Raw genomic sequence first — 18,262 nt, forward strand, 5'->3', positions numbered from 1 at the left:
GGCCCGAGACACGCACGTCCCCTAGCAAGCACGGTCCCCAGACGACCCGAGACCACGGAGTTCTGATCATGGGGAAGCTGATAGCGACGGTGTTCAACTACTCCCTCGATGGCCTTCTCGCCGACGAGGGCACCGAATTCTGGAAGTTCTGCTTCGACCTGCCCGAAAATCGTCAGCGCGACGACCCGGCGCACCTCGACTGGCTCCAGAGCGCCTACGCGCACGTCATGGGCCGCACCTCCTACGAGTCCATCTCCGAGGCCATGACAACCGCCACCGACCACCCGTTCGCCGACATCCTGAACGCCGCGCGCAAGGTCGTCTTCTCCCGGACCCTGAAGACGGCCGACTGGGCCAACACCACCATCGCCGCCGGTGACACGACAGAAGAGATCGACAGCTCAGGCTGGGCGGCGACGGCCACATCGTGGTCTGGGGCGGCGTCAGCCTCTGGCGGTCACTCATGCGGCTCGACCTGATCGACGAGATCCAGCTGAGCACGTTCCCCTACGTCGCGGGCGAGGGCACCCGGCTGTTCGACGGCGTCCCCAAGTCCTACCCGCTCGACCTGGTCTCCAGCACCGCGTCCAGCAACGGGATCATCTATCTGCAGTACCGGCGACACCGCTAACCAGCAAAATCATCTGAAGGCTCACTGCACGCCACGACCCCGTCCGGCACGCCGGGCGGGGTCTTTCACGCGGCTAATAGACCTCTCGACCATCCATCTGCGCGCCGAACGCGAGCACCGCGCGAGCAGGTCGAGCAGGTGCCGTAGCTCGGTCATCGTGTTGAGATGACGGCGGTCGGCGCGACTGTGACACAACCATGACACGGCGCTGACGAGGCGGGGACACGGTCGGCCGACAGTGAATGGCGTTGACCTGCGCCTGTTCCCCAGCGGTGGGTCCGGCTGTCTCCGTGCCACTGAGGAAGGCTGATCGATCGTGACTGAACGCGTACGCGTGGCTGTGCTGGCGGGTGGGCCATCCGCCGAGCATGAGGTGTCGCTGCGGTCGGCGCAGGCTGTGCTCGATGAGCTGCCGAGGGAGCTGTACGAGCCCGTCGCCGTCATCATCGACCGGCAGGGCAGGTGGCCGGTGGAACTGCGACGCGATCTGGCGGACGTGGTCTTCCCCGTGCTGCACGGGCCGTTCGGCGAGGACGGCGTCGTCCAGGGTCACCTGGAGACGCTGGGCATCCCGTACGTGGGCTGCGGCGTCATGGCCTCTGCCGTGGCCATGAACAAGGTCGCGATGCGGCGCACGTTTCTGGCGGAGGACATTCCGGTCACCCCACATGTGTGGTTCACCGAGCACGAGTGGCGCACCACCACCGACTCCTGGGGTCTGGTGAAGTCGCTCGACTGGCCGATGTACGTCAAACCGGCCAACATGGGCTCCTCCATCGGCATCTCACGTGTCACCTCCATGGAGGAGCTGCGCGCGGGCGTAGATCTGGCGCTGGCCTACGACCGGATGGTCATCGTCGAGCAGGAGGTGACCGCGCGCGAGGTCATCTGCGGCGTGCTCGGCGGCTACGACACTCCGGATGCTTCGGTGCCCGGCGAGCTCATCGTGCCCGGCGACTGGCTCGACTATGAGGCCAAATACCTCAGCCAGGCCGAGATCGCCGGCATCCCTGCCGTGCTGCCAGAACGGGTGGCCGAGGACGTGCGCGAGCTGGCTCTGCGCGCCTTCCGGGCGATCGGTGGCTACGGCCTGTCCCGTGTCGACTTCCTCTATGAGGAGGACACGGGACGCCTGTACGTGCTGGAGATCAACACCATGCCCGGCTTCACCTCCCGTTCCGTCTACGCCAGGGCCTGGGCCGCAAGCGGTGTCCCGTACCCGGACCTGCCGCGCCGCCTCATCGACCTCGCGTTCGCCAGGAGCGGCTCGTGATCCCCATGACGCTGAACAGGATCGCGCAGGTCGTCGGCGCAAGCCTGTATGACGTGCGCGACCCGCAGGCGCTGGTGACGGCGCCCTCGGCGGTCGCCACCGACAGGTCGTTCAACAACGAGATCGGGCTGCCGCTCACCGTGCTGCGTGCCGATGCCACCACCCGATACCTGGTGCTGGAAATGGGCGCGGGCCGGAAGGGCGACCTGACGTACCTGACCGGGCTCGCACCGCCCCAGGTCGGGCTGGTGCTCAATGTCGGCACCGCCCATGTGGATCGTATGGGCAGCGGGCCGGCCGACGTGGCCGAGGCCAAAGGCGAGCTGGTCGAGGCACTTCCGGCGGACGGGTTCGCCCTGCTCAACGCCGACGACCCGTACGTCCTGGGCATGGCCGGCCGCACCAGGGCCCGGATCCTGTTGTACGGCGGGTCGGCGCAGGCGCAGGTGCGAGCCGAAGATGTGCGGATGGCCGACCGCGCGCGAACCGCGTTCGAGCTGGTGACGCCCTCCGGCCGCGCTCGGGTCGAGCTCAACCTCATAGGCGAGCACCAGGTGAGCAATGCCCTCGCCGCGCCGGTGGACGGAGTATCGCTGCTGGTCTGAGGATTCTTCCTGGAAGATCGCGTAGCGGTCGAAGAGGGCGATGGGATGGCCGGGAAGGTCTTCGGCCAGGGTGTTGGCCGAGCGGTCCACCTCGTACCCGCGATCTTGACGGTCGGACAGGAAGACGTGACCCTGCCAGACGGCCGTATCGCCAGGCGCCATCCGGGTGACCGGCGCGCGTCAGCCCGTCGTCCACGGCCGGAGCTTCTCGGGGTTCCGTACTGCCCAGAGATGCTTGATCCGGTCGCCTACGACCTCGAACGCCATCACCACCACGATGACGCCATCTTGCTGAGCCACCAGACCGGGCTGACCGTTGACCGTACGCTCCAGGATCGCCAGGTTGGGCGCCTGGCCGAAGATATCGACCAAGACGCGCGCGATCTGCTCGCCGCCTTCGATCGGGCGGAGCACCGCGCTGGCGAGGCCGCCGCCGTCGGCGATCCCCGTGGCGTCGGGGGCGAGGAGGCCGATGAGGGCGTCGATGTCCTTGGCTTCCCATGCCTTCTTGAAGTCTCTGACGATGTCGACGCGCTGGGCTGCGGGAGTCGCGGGAGCCTGCGACGCGCGAATGCGACGGCGGGCCGACGAGGCGAGCTGGCGACATGCCGCCGGCGTACGGCCGACGATCTCGGCCACTTCGGCGAAGGAGTAGCGGAAGACATCGTGAAGGATGAACGCGACGCGCTCGGCCGGGGTCATCGATTCGAGCATGACGAGGAAGGCCATGTTGATCGACTCGTCGAGGGTGACCCGGTCGGCCGGGTCGACCGAGCTGCCGCCCAACCGCCCGTTGATCGTACGGTCGGGCAGCGGCTCCGGGATCCATTCGCCCACGTAGCTCTCGCGCCGGGCCCGTGCCGAGCCGAGCAGGTCGAGGCAGATGCGACTGGCGACCTTCGTCAGCCAGCCGCCGGGGGATTCGATGGCCTGCCGTTGCTGTCGGGACATGGCGTACCAGCGGGCGTACGTCTCTTGTACGACATCCTCGGCATCGGCCAGGGAGCCGAGGAGCCGGTACGCGAGGTTGATCAGCTGACGCCGCTCGCTCATGATCGCGTTCAGGCTCGGATCGAGCCGACCATCTCCTGGCTCATATCGGGTGGTCATGGTGTCGCCGGCTTTCCTTCTGCCGCGTCTGCCCTCACCAGATCGACGACACAGCACCTCCGAATGTGAGGCCGACCCGTCACCTCACATTCGGAGGTGCTGTGTCGTCGTAGTAGGGACTTCGCGCTCGCGATCATCATTGCCGTCTTCGTGCGCCCTGCGAATCGATGAGGAGCCCATTCATGTTCGTTGCCTACACGGTGGTCTCGATCCTGCTCGCCATCGGGCTGACCTTCTCCGCCTACCTCTTCGTCACCCGCGATCCCAACCCCCGAATCGTGGAGACGCTCAACACCGTTCAAGTGCCCAAGAGCATGTACGCGCCACTGGCGGCGCTGAAGTTCGCCGGCGCCCTCGGCCTGCTCATCGGCATCTTCTGGCGCCCCTTGGGCATCGCGGCCGCGATCGGCCTGGTGCTCTACTTCCTCGGCGCCGTGATCTTCCATCTACGTGTCAAGGACACCAAGGGGGCCGGGAGCCCAGCCGTATTGACCCTCGCCTTCGTCGCGCTCCTGCTCCTGGGAACCGCCTCGGCCTGAGCCGGGCGGCGTGCAGTCCCGGGAAGTCCCGCGGGCCGGTCCGGCCATATTGGCGTACCTGCGGCGCTTTCCCTCTTCACCTTCATCGAGGAGGCGGTGCGACACCGGCCGGTGGGCGGACGGAAGTCATCCGGGAGCAGATCGGCTCGTTGTCATGTGGGACCACGAGGATCCTGAAGGGCCTTGGCTTTGTGTGACCCCGGCCGCGTGGGAGGCCTTCCGCCTCGGCATACGTTCCGGTGGCGGGAAGGGCGGCTGACGGGGGTCCGGCCGTTTCAAGGGGGCCGGGGATTCTCGATGCTGGGCCGATGCCATCGGTTCGGATGCGGATCACGATGGTGCTGTTCGGCTGATCGAGGCTGTTCACCTGCTGTGGAACGGTGATCTTTTGGTCTGATCGGGATGTGCGGGAGGTTGCGGTTCTTCGTCTGGTCGGATGTGCGGGTGCTTACCGTTTTCGTCTAGTGGGATATGCGGGAAGTTTGCATTCTTCGTCGGGGTCGGATATGTGGAGAGATTGTTGATTTTCTGAGTTTGTCGGGTGTGTTTGTTTGTTAGTCCCAGGTGGTGCCGGGGGTGCGGGAGTAGCTGTCCCACGTGGTTCCGGCGGTGCGGGAGTAGGAGTCCCACGTGGTGCCGGCGGAGCGCTTGGCGGTGTTGTTACTAACCGGGGAGAACTTCGAGTTCGTCATTGTTTCGTCTCTTTCTTTGTGGCTGTGTATTTGTCCTCGCACAAACAACTCTGCGGGAATCACAACCCACAAACCAGACGAATGGACGGCAGCAAGTTGCACGCCCTTGACCGCTTGCTGCCACCCAGAATGCAGACATTCCCCGATAGCCACCAACAGATGACATCATCCCAGTTCACAGCCCCAATCCAGAGCTGTCAGGACGTGGACCGGCAGCCGTAGAAAGGGCCCATGCACGGCCATCCGGGGCTCTCTCTCCAAGAAAACAATGGAGGAATCCGCCCCCACGATCGCACGGATGGCCACTTCCGGCCTTGACCTCCAGCCGCGCGTGAAGCGCTCATCGAGAAAGAGGAGTCAGGCGGGCGCCTCGCTGCTCCGGCGCGGCGTCACCAGACCCGTCTCGTAAGCGAGCGCCACCGCCTGCGCGCGGCTGGACAGGCCGAGCTTGGTCATGGTGCGGTTGAGGTGGGTCTTCACGGTCGCCTCGCTGACGCACAACCGACCGGCGATCTGGCCGTTGGACAGCGCATGCCCCACCAGTTCGAGCACCTCGACCTCGCGCGCGGTCAAGATGTCCAGGTCACACGAGGATTGGGCGGTCAGATCCGGGCGGCGCGTGTACGTCTCGATCAGGCGCCTGGTGACGCTGGGCGCGAACAGCATCTCGCCCGCCGCGATGGTGTGGATCGCGGTGAGCAGGCGCTCGGGCGGGGTGTCCTTGAGCAGGAAGCCCGACGCGCCCGCCCGCAGGGCGTTGTAGACGTAGTCGTCGAGGTCGAAGGTGGTCAGGATCACCACCCGTGGCCGGTGGTCGCCGGCGGCGGCCAGGATGCGCTCGGTGGCGACGACCCCGCTCATGCCGGGCATCCTGATGTCCATCAAGATCACATCGGGACGCGTCGCCTCCGCGAGGCGTACGGCCTCCTCGCCGGTGGCGGCCTCCCCGACGACGTGCAGCTCGGGCATGGCCCGGATCAGCGCGGCCAGACCGGCACGGACCAGGATCTGATCGTCCACGACAAGCACTTTGATCATTAGAACGTCTCACCGGCCGGCGTAGGGGGCAGCTCGTCCGCGGTCGAGGACGAGAGGGGCAGCGTCACCACGACCTCGAACCCGCCGAGCGGCCCTGGTCCGGCGACGATCGTTCCCTTGTAGAGCTTGACCCGTTCGCGCATGCCGATCAACCCGTGGCCGTCAGTGTCCGGTGCGACCGCAGTGCCCGCGCCGCTGCCGTCGTCGGTGACACGCAGCTCCAGCTCGGCGGACCCGTACCGGAGGACCACCTGGGCTCTGGCGGAGCCCGCGTGTTTGAGCACGTTGGTGAGACATTCCTGAACGACCCGGTAGGCGCACAGGTCGATCCCGGACGCCAGCGGCCGTACGCTGCCGGTGACCGTGACCTCCACCGGCACCCCCGCGGAACGCACCCGCTCGACAAGCTGTCCGAGACGGTCCAGACCCGGAGCCGGGTCATAGCTCACCCCGTCGTCCTCGGGTTCGATGCGCAGGACCGCCAGCAACCGCCTCATCTCGCCCATGACCTCGCTGCCGGTGTCGGCGATCGTCGCGAGCGCGGCGCGGGCCGTGGCCGGGTCTGAGGAGAACACATACCGGGCGAGCCCGGCCTGCACCGAGATGACGGACATGTGGTGGGCGACGACGTCGTGCAGTTCGCGGGCGATGCGCACCCGTTCCTGGGTGACCGCACGGCGCGCCCTGCCCTCCTGGTCGCGCCTGAGCCGTTCGGACAGCTCGGTCAGCCGCCGGCTCCTGTCCGTCAGCATCCGGGCGCTGTTGCCGAACCCCCAGGCCACGGCGACCATGACACATCCCTGGATGACACCGGCCCACAGGAGGTCGACGGGTCCGACCAAGAAGGCGTGCAACCACATGACCAGGACGGCCACCGCGCCCACGGCGACCAGGCGCGGGGGCCGCTGAACCGCCACCGTATAGAGGCCGAGCAACTGCGGCATGGTGTTCATCCCGTAGTAGTAGCCCAGGGCGTGGTAGACGATGCCGGCGGCGCAGGTGATCAGCACGATCGTCAGCGGGGCGCGTCTGCGCAGGGCCAGCGGGAGGTTCGCCACCAGCGTCAAGGCGATGGAAAGCCCGTCCGGCCGCCGGAACCCGGCCTCGGTCATTCCCAGCAGCTCGGGGTGGTGGGCGACCACCACCTCGATAGCCACGGTCATGCTGGTGAACGCCAAGGCGAAGACCGTGTCGACGACCAGCGGGTTCGTCGCGGCGAACCGCCTGAGCCACGCCACGACCCTTGTACCCATCGGCGCATGGTAACCGGACGACCACCGATCCCTCATCCCCCGCCGACATGAGCACGCCTACCGCCAAAGTCGCACACGGCGCCACCGCGTACCACGCAGGTTGACCCGGGTGGGGCACCCGGTTGACCATGATCTCAACCGGGTGCTGGATGACCTTACTCCCTGACTTACGTACCGTCCTGCGGTAACGCCGGCGGCCCGGCCAGCGTGTCGGAGCCCTGAGGAGGGCACGTGCGTCACCAACGTCTCCCCCGCCGTACGGTCCGAGCGATCGCGCTGCTGGCGTCGCTGAGCGGTCTTACCGGGGCACCGCTCGGGACGAGCCCGGCGCACGCCACCACCGACGCGCCGCCACCACCGCCACCGGCTTCGGCGCCGACCGAGAGGCAGGCGGCCGAGCTTGCTCGTGCCTCGGGGAACCGCGTCGAGGTGCTGTCCCTGCGTACCGAGACCCGGCAGGTGTTCGCCAACCCCGGCGGAAGCTTCACCTCCGAGACGGCGGCGCTGCCCGAGCGGGTACGGCGGGACGCGGGCTGGGCGGACGTCGACACGACGTTGCGGTTCGCGGCGGACGGCACCGTACGACCGGTGGCCACCCCCTTGGACCTCGCCTTCTCCGGTGGTGGGACGGTCCCGATGGCGACCATGAGCGAGGACGGGCGTTCGGTCGCGATGACCTGGCCGGGCGCGCTGCCCAAACCGGTGCTGGAGAAGGACACCGCGACCTATGAGTCGGTGCTCCCCGGTGTCGATTTGAAGATCACGGCGTCGGTGCTCGGGTACTCCGAGGTCCTCGTCGTGAAGACCAGGGAGGCGGCGGCGAACCCCGCTCTGGCGAAGATCCGGCTCGGCATGCGCGGCACCGGGGTGTCGGTGCGAAGGTCGGCGAGCGGTGGGCTCATCGCGGTCACCGACGGCGGGGCGACCGTGTTCCACTCCCCGGCGCCCCGGATGTGGGACTCCTCCGGCTCCGTGCTGACCCGCCCGGTCACCACCGCGCCGAAACTGAACGGCCGGCAGGCGGTGCTCGGCGTGGAGGCCACTCCAGGCGAGGTGGTGCTGACGCCCGACTCGAGGCTGCTCACCGATGCGGCCACCACCTACCCGGTCTACATCGATCCCCAGTGGTCGGGTTCCAAGCAGGCCTGGACGTACGTGGACCGCGCGTTTCCGAGCCAGGAGTACTGGAACTCCAGCCACATGCCCGAAGCCGGCAACTACGGCAGCGGGATCAAACGGTCGTTCTTCCGGATGGACTCCAACAACATCAACGGCAAGCACATCCTCAAGGCGACGTTCCGCATCACCCAGGCCAAGTCGTGGGGCTGCACCTCCTCCCCGCAGGCCGTACAGCTCTGGCTGACCGGCGGCATTTCCAGCTCGACCAACTGGTCCCATCAGCCGTCCTGGATCGACTGGCAGGACAGCGTGTCCTCCGACGCCGGCTACAGCTCCTCCTGCCCCGACAAGGGCATCGAGTTCAACGTCACCGCCACCATCGCCAAAGCCGCCAAGTCGGGCTGGCCGAACACCACGTTCGGGCTGAAGGACTACGACGACACCGGCAGCAGCACATGGGGGTGGAAGGGGTTCGGCACCGCGCCGAAGCTGGTCGTCGACTACAACACCCCGCCCTCGGCGCCCTCGGGCGTCAGCACGTACCCGGCCACACCCTGTCTCACCGGGACCGGCCGCCCGACCGTCAACGCGGGCGACACCGAGAACCCGATCAAGCTGAAGGCGCGGATCTACGACCCGGACAAGGCCAACGACGGCGTGCGCGCCGAATTCATCCTGCACCACTACAACACCGCGACGGCCGTGTGGGACGACCTCACCACCACGATGCCCGGCGACGGCAAGACCGCCTACAAGTACACGACCTCGGCGACCGACCACTCCGTGTCGCTGTCCGGGCTGGTCACCGGGCAGAGCTACTCCTACAAGGTCAAGGCCTTCGACGGCACCGACTCCAGCGCGTGGAGTCCTTGGTGCGAGTTCACCGTGGACACCGTGGACCCGGCCCAGCTCCCGAAGGTGACCTCGGCCGACTACCCGGCCGGTACCCCCGACGACTGGAAGGGTGGCGTCGGTTCGGCCGGTGGGTTCACACTCGCGCCGGGCGACGGGGAGACCGACGTGTCGGCGTTCCGGTTCGCGCTGGACGACCAGAGCCGGGCCACGGCGGCGACCCAGGTGGCGATCCCGGCCGGGCAGACGTCCGTCACCGTGCCGATCGCACCGCGCCACGACTGGCTCAACGCCCTGTACGTCTTCCCCGTCGATCGCGCCGGCAACGTCGGTAAGACGCCCGCCGTCTACAGCTTCTACGTCAATGCGGGCGCCGGCCCGGTGGGCCGGTGGCGGCTGGACGAGACGAGCGGGACCGCGGCGGCCGACTCGGCCGCGGCGCCACACCCGGTGACGCTGGCGGGAGGCGTCTCATGGGTGGGCGGCCGGACCGGGGGCGCGGCACGGATGAACGGGAGCACCGGGTACGGCGCCACGTCCGGGCCGGTACTGCACACCGACAGGGGCCTGACCGTCTCGACGTGGGTGCGACTCACCGGCAAGTCCGTCAACTCCTCGGTGCTGAGCCAGTCGGGCACCCGTAACTCCGGCTTCCAGCTCTACTATTCCTCCGGCTACGACCGGTGGATCTTCGGCAAGTACGCCACCGACGTGGACGGTACCGCGCTCGCCCGGGCGATCAGCGACGCCGGTCCCCAGCTCAACGTCTGGACCCACCTGACCGGCGTGTACGACGCCCCCGGCAAGCAGGTCCGGCTGTACGTCAACGGGAGGCTCCAGCAGGCGCCGGCGGCCTACCCGTACACGCCGTGGGACGCGACCGGGCCGCTGCAGATCGGGCGCACCAAGTGGGAGGGCGGCTTCCACGAGAACTTCGCGGGCGACATCGACGATGCCACGATCTGGGACCGCATCCTGTCCGACGACCCGCGTACGGTGAACGACCCGATGCTGGGCAACGAGATCGCGGCCATGGCCAAGCAGCCCCCGTCCGGGCTCGGCCTGTGGAAGCTGGACGAGGGAACGGGCACCACCGCCGCCGACTCCTCCGGGTACGGCCGGAACGCGACGCTCGGCGGCGGCGCCACCTGGTCCGACGACGGCTTCGACGGCGCGGCCGTCCTGCGCCTCAACGGCACCACGGCCTTCGCCTCGGCTCCGGTGGCTCCCGTGCGGACCGACCACAGCTACGCGGTGTCGGCCCGGGTTCGCCTGACCGGCGACGACACCTGCACCATGCCCACTCACACGCTCACCGCCGTCGGGCAGGACGGCGCCAGGAACAGCGGCTTCTATCTCGGCTACCGGACCTTCACCGAGAACGGCGCCACGGTCTACCGCTGGTCGTTCAGCACGGCCGGCACCGACACCGACTCCTTCACCATGACGCACGCCAGGTCCGTGGAGACGGTCGACTGCTCCACGCTCGACACCTGGACCCTGCTGACCGGGGTGTACGACGAGGTGGCCAAGGAACTCCGCCTGTACGTCAACGGGCAACTGGCGGACGTCCGCCCCTTCACCGCCTGGAACGCCGGAGGCCCCCTGCAGATCGGCAGGGTCAAGAACAAGGGGGCCTACGTCGACTACTTCGCCGGCGACGTGGACGACGTCCGCCTCTACACAGGCACCCTGACCGACCGCCAGGTCCTCAACCTCGCCATGGGCCTCCCCATCGACGGCTGACCTGCCGGCTCGGCCGTCTGCCTGGCTTGAAGGCCACCCAGGCATTGGAACCCACCGGACCAGAGCCGATCACGCTCTGACCCGTCCATTGTTCACCGACGCTCATCCACGCCCCCGGAGGAAGTCGTGCTCGGTTCATGGCGAGGCTTGGCCCAGGTCGCCGGAATGCTCGCCGTCGTGGTCCCCGCCACGTTGATCGCCCCAGGAGCCGCCCGGGCGACGGACGACCCCGGATGGCACCAGGCGCAGGAGCAGCACCCCGTACCCGGTCATGCCGTAAAGGCCCGTGCCCCGCTGGCGGACCCGGGGGCGAAGTACGACCTGACGGGGGCACCTGCGGTCACCTGGCCGGCGCCGGGTACGGCGGTGGTGACGCTTCCATGGGCGGCGGACGGCGCTCGTACCGCCACCCCGACGCAGCGTGGGACCGGTGGCGGTGCCGGAGGGGCCGGCACCGCCACCGGAACGCGGGCCGGTGCCATCGACAAGGTGCGGGCCGGGCGGTTGCCGGTCTGGCTCGGCCGGGCGACTCCGGTGACCGGCACGGATGACGAGGACACCGCCACGCGGCGGGAAACCGCCTCGGTCACCCCGGCGCCCTCCTCCACAGCCGCGCGGTCCGCCACAGCGGCGCCGTCCGCCACAGCCGCGCCGTCCGCCGCACCCGCGTCACCGCCCTCCGTCGAGGTACGGACGCTGGACGCGCGTGCCGCCGCGGCGTCCCAGATCATCGGGCTCGGCCTCCAGTTGACCCCCCAGGCAAAACCGGCCGGCCCGTCCCGCATGGCGGTCGAGGTCGACTACTCGGGGTTCCGGTACGCCTTCGGCGGTGACTGGGGCTCGCGGCTGCGGCTGGTCCGGTTACCCGAATGCGCGGCCACGACGCCCGACAGGCCCGAGTGCCAGACCCGGACACCGCTCGCGACCCGCAACGACGTCAAGGCCGGGCGCCTGTCCGCCGACGTCGACTTCGCCTCGGCGGCCCCGATGACGCTGGCCGCCACGGCGGCACCGTCCGGCTCGGCGGGCACGTACGAGGCCTCCTCGCTCTCGCCCTCGGCGACGTGGAACGTCGGCAACCAGAGCGGGGCCTTCTCCTGGTCCTACCCGTTGCGCCTGCCGCCGACCCCCGGCGGGCCGACGCCGAACATCGGGTTCGCCTACTCCTCGGGGAGCATCGACGGCCGTACGGTCGCCAGCAACAACCAGGCGTCCTGGATCGGCGAGGGCTTCGACTACTGGCCCGGCTTCATCGAGCGCAAGTACAAGCAGTGCGCCGACGACGGGGTCACCCCCAAGCGCGCCGACCAGTGCTGGGGCGACCACAACGCCACCATGTCGCTGAACGGCCAGGCCACCGAGCTGGTCCTGGACGACGCGACCGGCACCTGGCAGCCGCAGAACGACGACGGCGCCAAGATCGAAAAGCTCGGCGGCGCGGACAACGGGGACGACGACGGCGAGCACTGGCGGGTCACCACCCCCGACGGCACCCAGTACTACTTCGGCTTGAACCACCTGCCGGGCTGGAGCACCGGCAGCGCCGATACCCAGTCCACCTGGACGGTGCCGGTATTCGGCGACGACGACGGCGAGCCGTGCCACAAGGACAGCGGGTTCTCCGACTCCTGGTGCCGGCAGGCCTGGCGGTGGAACCTGGACTACGTCGTGGACCCGCACGGCACCGTCAGCACGTTCTGGTACACCCCCGAGACCAACCACTACCGCCGCGACGTCACCACCCTGACCGACGGCCAGCCGAACGGCACCCCGACCCGCTACACCCGCGGCGGCTACCTCAAACGGGCCGACTACGGGCAGCGCTCCAACGCCGTCTACTCCTCCTCCGCCCCCGCACGCGTCGTCTTCAACACTGCCGAACGCTGCGTCCCCACCTCCACGTTCGACTGCGCCGAAAGCAAGTTCACCAAGGACAACGCCAAGTACTGGCCCGACGTCCCCTACGACCAGAAATGCGACTCCGGCGAGGCCTGCCTCGACAACTACGCCGCCACCTTCTGGACGCGCAAGCGGCTGGCCGGCGTCACCACACAGGTGCTCGTCTCCGGCAGCACATACAAGGACGTCGATGTCTGGACGCTGAACCACGAGCTCCGCGCCCCCGGTGACGGCACCGCTGCGGGGCTGTGGCTGGCCTCGATCCAGCACACGGGCAAGGTCGGCGGGTCGGTCTCCCTCCCGCCGGTCCGGTTCGCGGGCGTCCAGAAGCCGAACCGGGTGGACGCGCTGGAAGGACGGCCGCCGCTGACCAAGTGGCGGGTCTCGGCCATCGACAACGAGACCGGCGGGGCCCTGTCGATCACCTACTCCGGCGCCGACTGCACGGCCGGCAACACCCCCGAACCCGACTCCAACACCCGGCGGTGCTACCCGCAGTACTGGTCGCCCGAAGGCGCCACCACGCCGGTCCGCGACTGGTTCCACAAGTACGTGGTCACCCAGGTCCAGCAGATCGACCGTACCGGCGGGGCACCCGATGTGGTGGACACCTACCAGTACCTCGGCGGCGGCGCCTGGCACCACGATGACGACGACGGGCTGACCAAGGAGAAGTACAAGACCTGGTCGCAGTGGCGCGGCTACGGCAAGGTGCGGGTCCTGCACGGCGACCCGGCCGGGCAGCGCTCCCAGGCCGAGTTCACCTACTTCCGCGGCATGGACGGCGACGAGCTGTCCGGCGGCGGCACCCGGCACGTCAGCGTCACCGACTCGGAGGGAACGGCGCTCGCCGACGCCGAGGCGCTGCAGGGCCAGACCCGCGAGCAGATCCACTACGACGGTCCCGGCGGCGCGGAGAAGATGGGGGAGATCACCGGCTACTGGGTCAGGCAGACCGGCAAGCGGGTGCGTTCCTGGGGTACCACGACGGCGAGCATGGTGCAGGTCGACAAGGTCCGCACCCGTACGGCTCTGGCGTCGGGCGGGTGGCGGCGCACCTCGTCCGACACCGACTACAACGCCGACGGCCTGATCACCCAGATCAGCGACCTGGCCGACGACTCCACTCCGGCCGACGACCAGTGCGTCCGCACCACCTACGCCCGCGACGACGCCCGGTGGATGATCTCCTACGCCTCGCGGGTGGAGACGGTGAGCAAGGCGTGCTCGGCGACGCCTTCCAGGCCCGGCGACGTGCTGTCGGACATGCGCAAGTACTACGACGGCAAGGCCTTCGGCGCGGCGCCGTCCAAGGGCGACGTCACCAGGACCGAGAAGCTCGGCTCGTGGAACGGCGGCCCGCAGTACGTCACCGTCGGCAGCACCACCTTCGACGCGTACGGCCGGCCGCTGATCGTCACCGACTCCGCCGGCGGCACGACCACCACCACCTACACCCCTGCCGCCGGCCCGGTCACCGCCACCCAGGAGACCAACCCGGCCGGACACGTGACCAAGACCGAGGTCGAGCCGGCCTGGGGCCTCGCCACCGCCGCCGTCGACGTCAACGGCAAGCGCTCCGACCTGGCCTACGACCCGCTCGGCAGGCTCACCGGCGTGTGGTTACCGGGCCGCGCCAGGGCAACGTACGCCGCGACTCCGAACATGCGGTTCGGCTACCAGATCCGTGCCGACGGGCCGACCGCGGTGTCCACCGCGACCCTGCGCACCGACGGCAGCACCTACACCACCGGGTACGCGATGTACGACGGCCTGCTGCGGGCGCGGCAGACCCAGCAGCCCGCTCCCGGCGGCGGCCGGCTGATCGACGACACCTTCTACGACGCCCGCGGCCTGGTCTACAAGTCCAACGACGACTACTACACCGAGGGCTCGCCGGGCACCACGCTGTGGAGCCCGGCCAGCGACGACGACGTGCCCGGGCAGACGGTCACCGTCTACGACGGCATGGAGTGGGCCACGGCGGAGATCTTCCGCAAGCGCGGCAGCGAGCAGTGGCGCACCACCACGACCTACGACGGCGACCGCACGAGCGTCGACCCGCCCGCCGGGTCCACACCGATCACCAAGATCACCGACGCCCGGGGTCGTACCGTCGAAGTGCGCCAGTACAAGGGCGACGGGCCGAGCGGCGCCTACGACGCGACCAAGACCACCTACGCCCCGAACGGCCAGCCCGCGACGATCACCGACGCGGCGGGCAGCGTCTGGCGCTACCTCTATGACCTACGGGGCCGGGTCAAGCAGATCGACGACCCCGACAAGGGCACCGCGACGCTGAAGTACGACGACCGGACCGACGAGTTGCTGTCGAGCACCGACTCGCGCGGCAAGAGCATCGCCTTCACCTACGACTTGCTGGGCCGCAAGACCGCCGAGTACGCCGGCACCGACGCCACCGGCGTCAAGCTCGCCGCCTGGACCTACGACACCCTGCCCGACGGCACCGTGGTCAAGGGCCAGCCGGCCTCCTCCACGCGTTACGTGAAGAACTCCGTCACCGGCGCCACCGACGCCTACACCAGCGCGATCACCGGCTACGACAACGCCTACCGGCCCACCGGGGCCCAGACCGTCATCCCCGCCGCCGAGGGCGCGCTGCAGGGCACCTACAGCACAAGCACCGACTACAACCTCGACGGGACCGTCCACCGCACCGTGCTCCCCGCCGCCGGTGGGCTGCTCGGCGAGACGCTGCTCTACGACTACGACGAGCTCGGCAACTCGACGACGACCCGCGGGCTGACGAACTACGTCACCTCGACGACGTACTCCAAGCTCGGCCAGCTCCTCGACATGACGCTGTCCACCGGCGGCAAGCGGGTCAAGGAGACCAACTACTACGAGGAGGGCACCAACCGGCTCACGCGCTCACTGTTCGAGCGGGAGACGGCCCCCATCTCGATCTCCGACGCCAACTACACGTACGACCCGTCGGGCAACATCACCAAGATCGCCGACACGCCGTCCGGGCAACCCGCCGACGTGCAGTGCTTCAAGCAGGACTACCTGCAGCGCCTGACCGAGGCCTGGACCGCGACCGACGGCTGCGCGGGCGGCCCTTCCCAGGCCATCGTCGGCGGGCCCGCGCCGTACTGGCAGTCCTTCTCCTACGACGTGGCCGGCAACCGCACCAAGGAGGTCGACCACGACCCGACCGGCGACGTCACCAAGACCTTCACCTACGCCGGCGCCGGCAACCCCCAGCCGCACACGCTGACCTCCGTCTCCTTCCAGGGCGGCGCACGCAACGGCCAGACCGACACCTACGCCTACGACCAGGCGGGCAACACCACCGAACGCGGCGACGGCCGCGTCCTGGAATGGGACGTCGAAGGCCACCTGGCCAAGTCGACCGACCCGTCAGGCGTCAGCACCTACCTCTACGACGCGGGCGGCGAGCGGCTCATCCGGCGCGACCCGACCTCCACCACCCTCTACGTCGCCGGCATGGAGATCCGGCTCGACAAGACCACCGGCGCCAAGACCGCCACCCGCTACTACGACCACGCCGGCCAGGTCGTCGCCACCCGCACCTCCACCGGCGTGACGTGGCTGGGCGCCGACCACCACGGCAGCGCCGACACCTCGATCACCGACAACGCCGCCCAGACGACCGACCACCGCCGCTTCACCCCCTTCGGCCAGATGCGCGGCGTCCAGCCCGCGTACTGGCCGGGAGAACGCGGCTTCGTCGGCGGCACCATCGACACCAGCACCGCCCTCACCCACCTCGGCGCCCGCGAGTACGACGCCGAGACCGGCCGCTTCATCTCCGTCGACCCGGTGTTCGACCAGTCAGACCCGCAGAGCTGGAACGGCTACGCCTACTCGGGCAACAACCCGGTCACCACTTCCGACCCCAGCGGCCTGCTCCGGGACGGCGGCGGGGGCGGCTCGTCGCCCATTCTCGCCCAGGACGCCGGAATGCTCGGCGCCGCGTCCGGCTTGACGATCGGCGGCGCCTCCCACTACAGCATCCCACCCCCGCCCCCCGCGGCCCGCCCCAAGCCGCACTGCGGCACCTGGGACTTCGGCTGCAAGGCCAAGAAGGTCTGGCACGACCACAAGGGCATCATCGTCAACATCACGGTCGCGGTCGTCGTCACGATCGGGTGTGAGGCGGCGACCGTCGGCACCGGGAGCGTCGGCTGCCTTGCGGCCGGCGGGGCCGCCGGGAACCTGGCCGAATACATGGTCACCAAGCCCCCGGACCAGTGGAGCCTCGGCGGGATGGTGAAGACGGCCACGGTCGGAGCCGTGGTCAACATGGCAGGCGGCTTCGTCGGCAAGGCCGCGTCGGCGGTGGTCGGCAAACTCGCCACTACGGCAGCCGGCAAGGTCGTCGCCGGAGCCATAGCAAAGGCCGCAGGCAAGGCCAAATCCGCCCTCGGCAAGGGAGGCGGCGCGACCGCCGAAGGCGCGGCGGCCCGGGGCGCCGCGGGCAAGGGCGCCGGCAAGGGCGCGGCCAAGGGCGGCGAAAGCCCACGCGCCGCGTCAGGCCGGTCCGGCGGCTGCAGCAGCTTCGTCACCGGCACCGAGGTCAAGATGGCCGACGGAACCCTCAAGCCGATCGAGAAAATCCAACCCGGTGAAAAGGTCCTTGCCACCGATCCCTTGACCGACAACACCACGCCCAAAACCGTCCTGGCCACCTACTCCGGCCTCAGCTACCTCACCCTTGTCCAGATAACCGTGGACACCGACGGCAAGCGCGGCGACGCCACCGGCACCCTCCTCACCACTGAACATCACTTGTTCTGGGACGCCAAGGACCGTACATGGGTCCGCGCCGACCAGCTCACCGACGCCGACCGTCTCCGCGACCCCGACGGAAAGCCCCTGCCCGTCGTCGCCGCCACGCCCCGGCGAGACCACCCGGTCGTGCACGACATCACGGTCGACGACGTCCACTCCTTCTACGTCGCGGCGGCGGACACATCAGTACTGGTGCACAACTGCCCCACCCCTTGGTCGCTGCCCCTGAGGCCGACCCCCTGGGGACTGCCCGAGGGGCCGAGCATCACCGTCTCGACGAATGGCCGGTTGGTGCCGGCGGGCATCAAGGCAGCCAATCGATATCTCGGGAAGAGACTCCCAAAGGGCGTCCGATCAGACGATGCCCCGGTCCGGCATGACACCTTGGAGGAACTCACGGAGGAACACGTCAGAACGCGCCTGGGCGACAACATCCTTCAGGGGACCAGGGTCATCCAGAAGATTGACGAAGCGCACGCCGTCGACATGGTGAATGCCCTTCTCGGGATGTTCTTCGGCGCCGGCGGCTGATCACCGACGATGCCGCCACCTGGGATCCCATTCTCGGATCCGAGATGACAAGGCGCGGCCGGCCCTTCGCGGAGACCAGGAGTTTCCGACAGGAGGGTCGGCCGGTCGCCATCACATGTTCGTCTCCCAAGCGAACCGCAACCGGCGCACCTCAACCTCGACGGCGCGGCCGGTGGGGTGGCGAGCGGGCCCGCG

At 68.9% G+C, this 18,262-nt stretch carries 11 protein-coding genes; 7 read left to right on the forward strand and 4 right to left on the reverse strand.

Features of this window, described 5'->3' with window-relative positions:
* Positions 1 to 68: 68 nt before the first annotated feature.
* From ABD810_RS13215 to ABD810_RS13230, 4 genes are all read left to right on the forward strand, one after another.
* Positions 69 to 479, forward strand: a complete 411-nt coding sequence (locus ABD810_RS13215; protein WP_344938473.1) for a dihydrofolate reductase family protein — start codon at positions 69 to 71, stop codon at positions 477 to 479.
* Positions 428 to 631: a dihydrofolate reductase family protein gene (locus ABD810_RS13220; protein WP_344938475.1), complete on the forward strand. Its 204-nt coding sequence runs from the start codon at positions 428 to 430 to the stop codon at positions 629 to 631. Before ABD810_RS13215 ends, ABD810_RS13220 begins: the two co-directional genes overlap by 52 nt.
* A 316-nt stretch (positions 632 to 947) precedes the next feature.
* Entirely contained in the window at positions 948 to 1,904 is a 957-nt protein-coding gene (locus ABD810_RS13225; protein WP_344938477.1) for a D-alanine--D-alanine ligase family protein, read from the forward strand.
* A gap of 5 nt (positions 1,905 to 1,909) precedes the next feature.
* Positions 1,910 to 2,509, forward strand: a complete 600-nt coding sequence (locus ABD810_RS13230; protein WP_344939027.1) for a Mur ligase family protein — start codon at positions 1,910 to 1,912, stop codon at positions 2,507 to 2,509.
* Positions 2,510 to 2,689: 180 nt separating this feature from the next.
* Here the strand turns inward: ABD810_RS13230 and sigJ are convergent, their stop codons facing one another.
* Entirely contained in the window at positions 2,690 to 3,619 is a 930-nt protein-coding gene (gene sigJ / locus ABD810_RS13235) for an RNA polymerase sigma factor SigJ (protein ID WP_344938479.1), read from the reverse strand.
* A 182-nt stretch (positions 3,620 to 3,801) separates the two neighbouring features.
* On the opposite strand from sigJ, the gene ABD810_RS13240 reads away from it, so the two are divergent.
* The gene (locus ABD810_RS13240) at positions 3,802 to 4,158 is read left to right on the forward strand and encodes a DoxX family protein (protein WP_344938481.1); all 357 of its coding nucleotides are present in this window, start codon (positions 3,802 to 3,804) and stop codon (positions 4,156 to 4,158) included.
* A 554-nt stretch (positions 4,159 to 4,712) separates the two neighbouring features.
* On the opposite strand, the gene ABD810_RS13245 is transcribed toward ABD810_RS13240, so the two are convergent.
* The 3 genes from ABD810_RS13245 to ABD810_RS13255 form a co-directional block, all read right to left on the reverse strand.
* Positions 4,713 to 4,850, reverse strand: coding sequence for a hypothetical protein (locus ABD810_RS13245; RefSeq protein WP_344938483.1), 138 nt, complete (start codon positions 4,848 to 4,850; stop codon positions 4,713 to 4,715).
* Positions 4,851 to 5,207: 357 nt separating this feature from the next.
* Positions 5,208 to 5,888: a response regulator gene (locus ABD810_RS13250; RefSeq protein WP_344938485.1), complete on the reverse strand. Its 681-nt coding sequence runs from the start codon at positions 5,886 to 5,888 to the stop codon at positions 5,208 to 5,210.
* Positions 5,888 to 7,141, reverse strand: a complete 1,254-nt coding sequence (locus ABD810_RS13255; protein WP_344938487.1) for a sensor histidine kinase — start codon at positions 7,139 to 7,141, stop codon at positions 5,888 to 5,890. The genes ABD810_RS13250 and ABD810_RS13255 overlap by 1 nt, the downstream gene beginning before the upstream one ends.
* 231 nt (positions 7,142 to 7,372) lie before the next feature.
* Between ABD810_RS13255 and ABD810_RS13260 the strand changes: the two genes are divergently transcribed.
* The gene (locus ABD810_RS13260) at positions 7,373 to 10,858 is read left to right on the forward strand and encodes a LamG-like jellyroll fold domain-containing protein (RefSeq protein WP_344938489.1); all 3,486 of its coding nucleotides are present in this window, start codon (positions 7,373 to 7,375) and stop codon (positions 10,856 to 10,858) included.
* A gap of 126 nt (positions 10,859 to 10,984) precedes the next feature.
* Positions 10,985 to 18,067, forward strand: a complete 7,083-nt coding sequence (locus ABD810_RS13265; protein ID WP_344938491.1) for a polymorphic toxin-type HINT domain-containing protein — start codon at positions 10,985 to 10,987, stop codon at positions 18,065 to 18,067.
* Positions 18,068 to 18,262: the final 195 nt, after the last annotated feature.

The sequence above is a fragment of the Sphaerisporangium flaviroseum genome (assembly GCF_039537005.1).
Lineage (GTDB): Bacteria > Actinomycetota > Actinomycetes > Streptosporangiales > Streptosporangiaceae > Sphaerisporangium > Sphaerisporangium flaviroseum.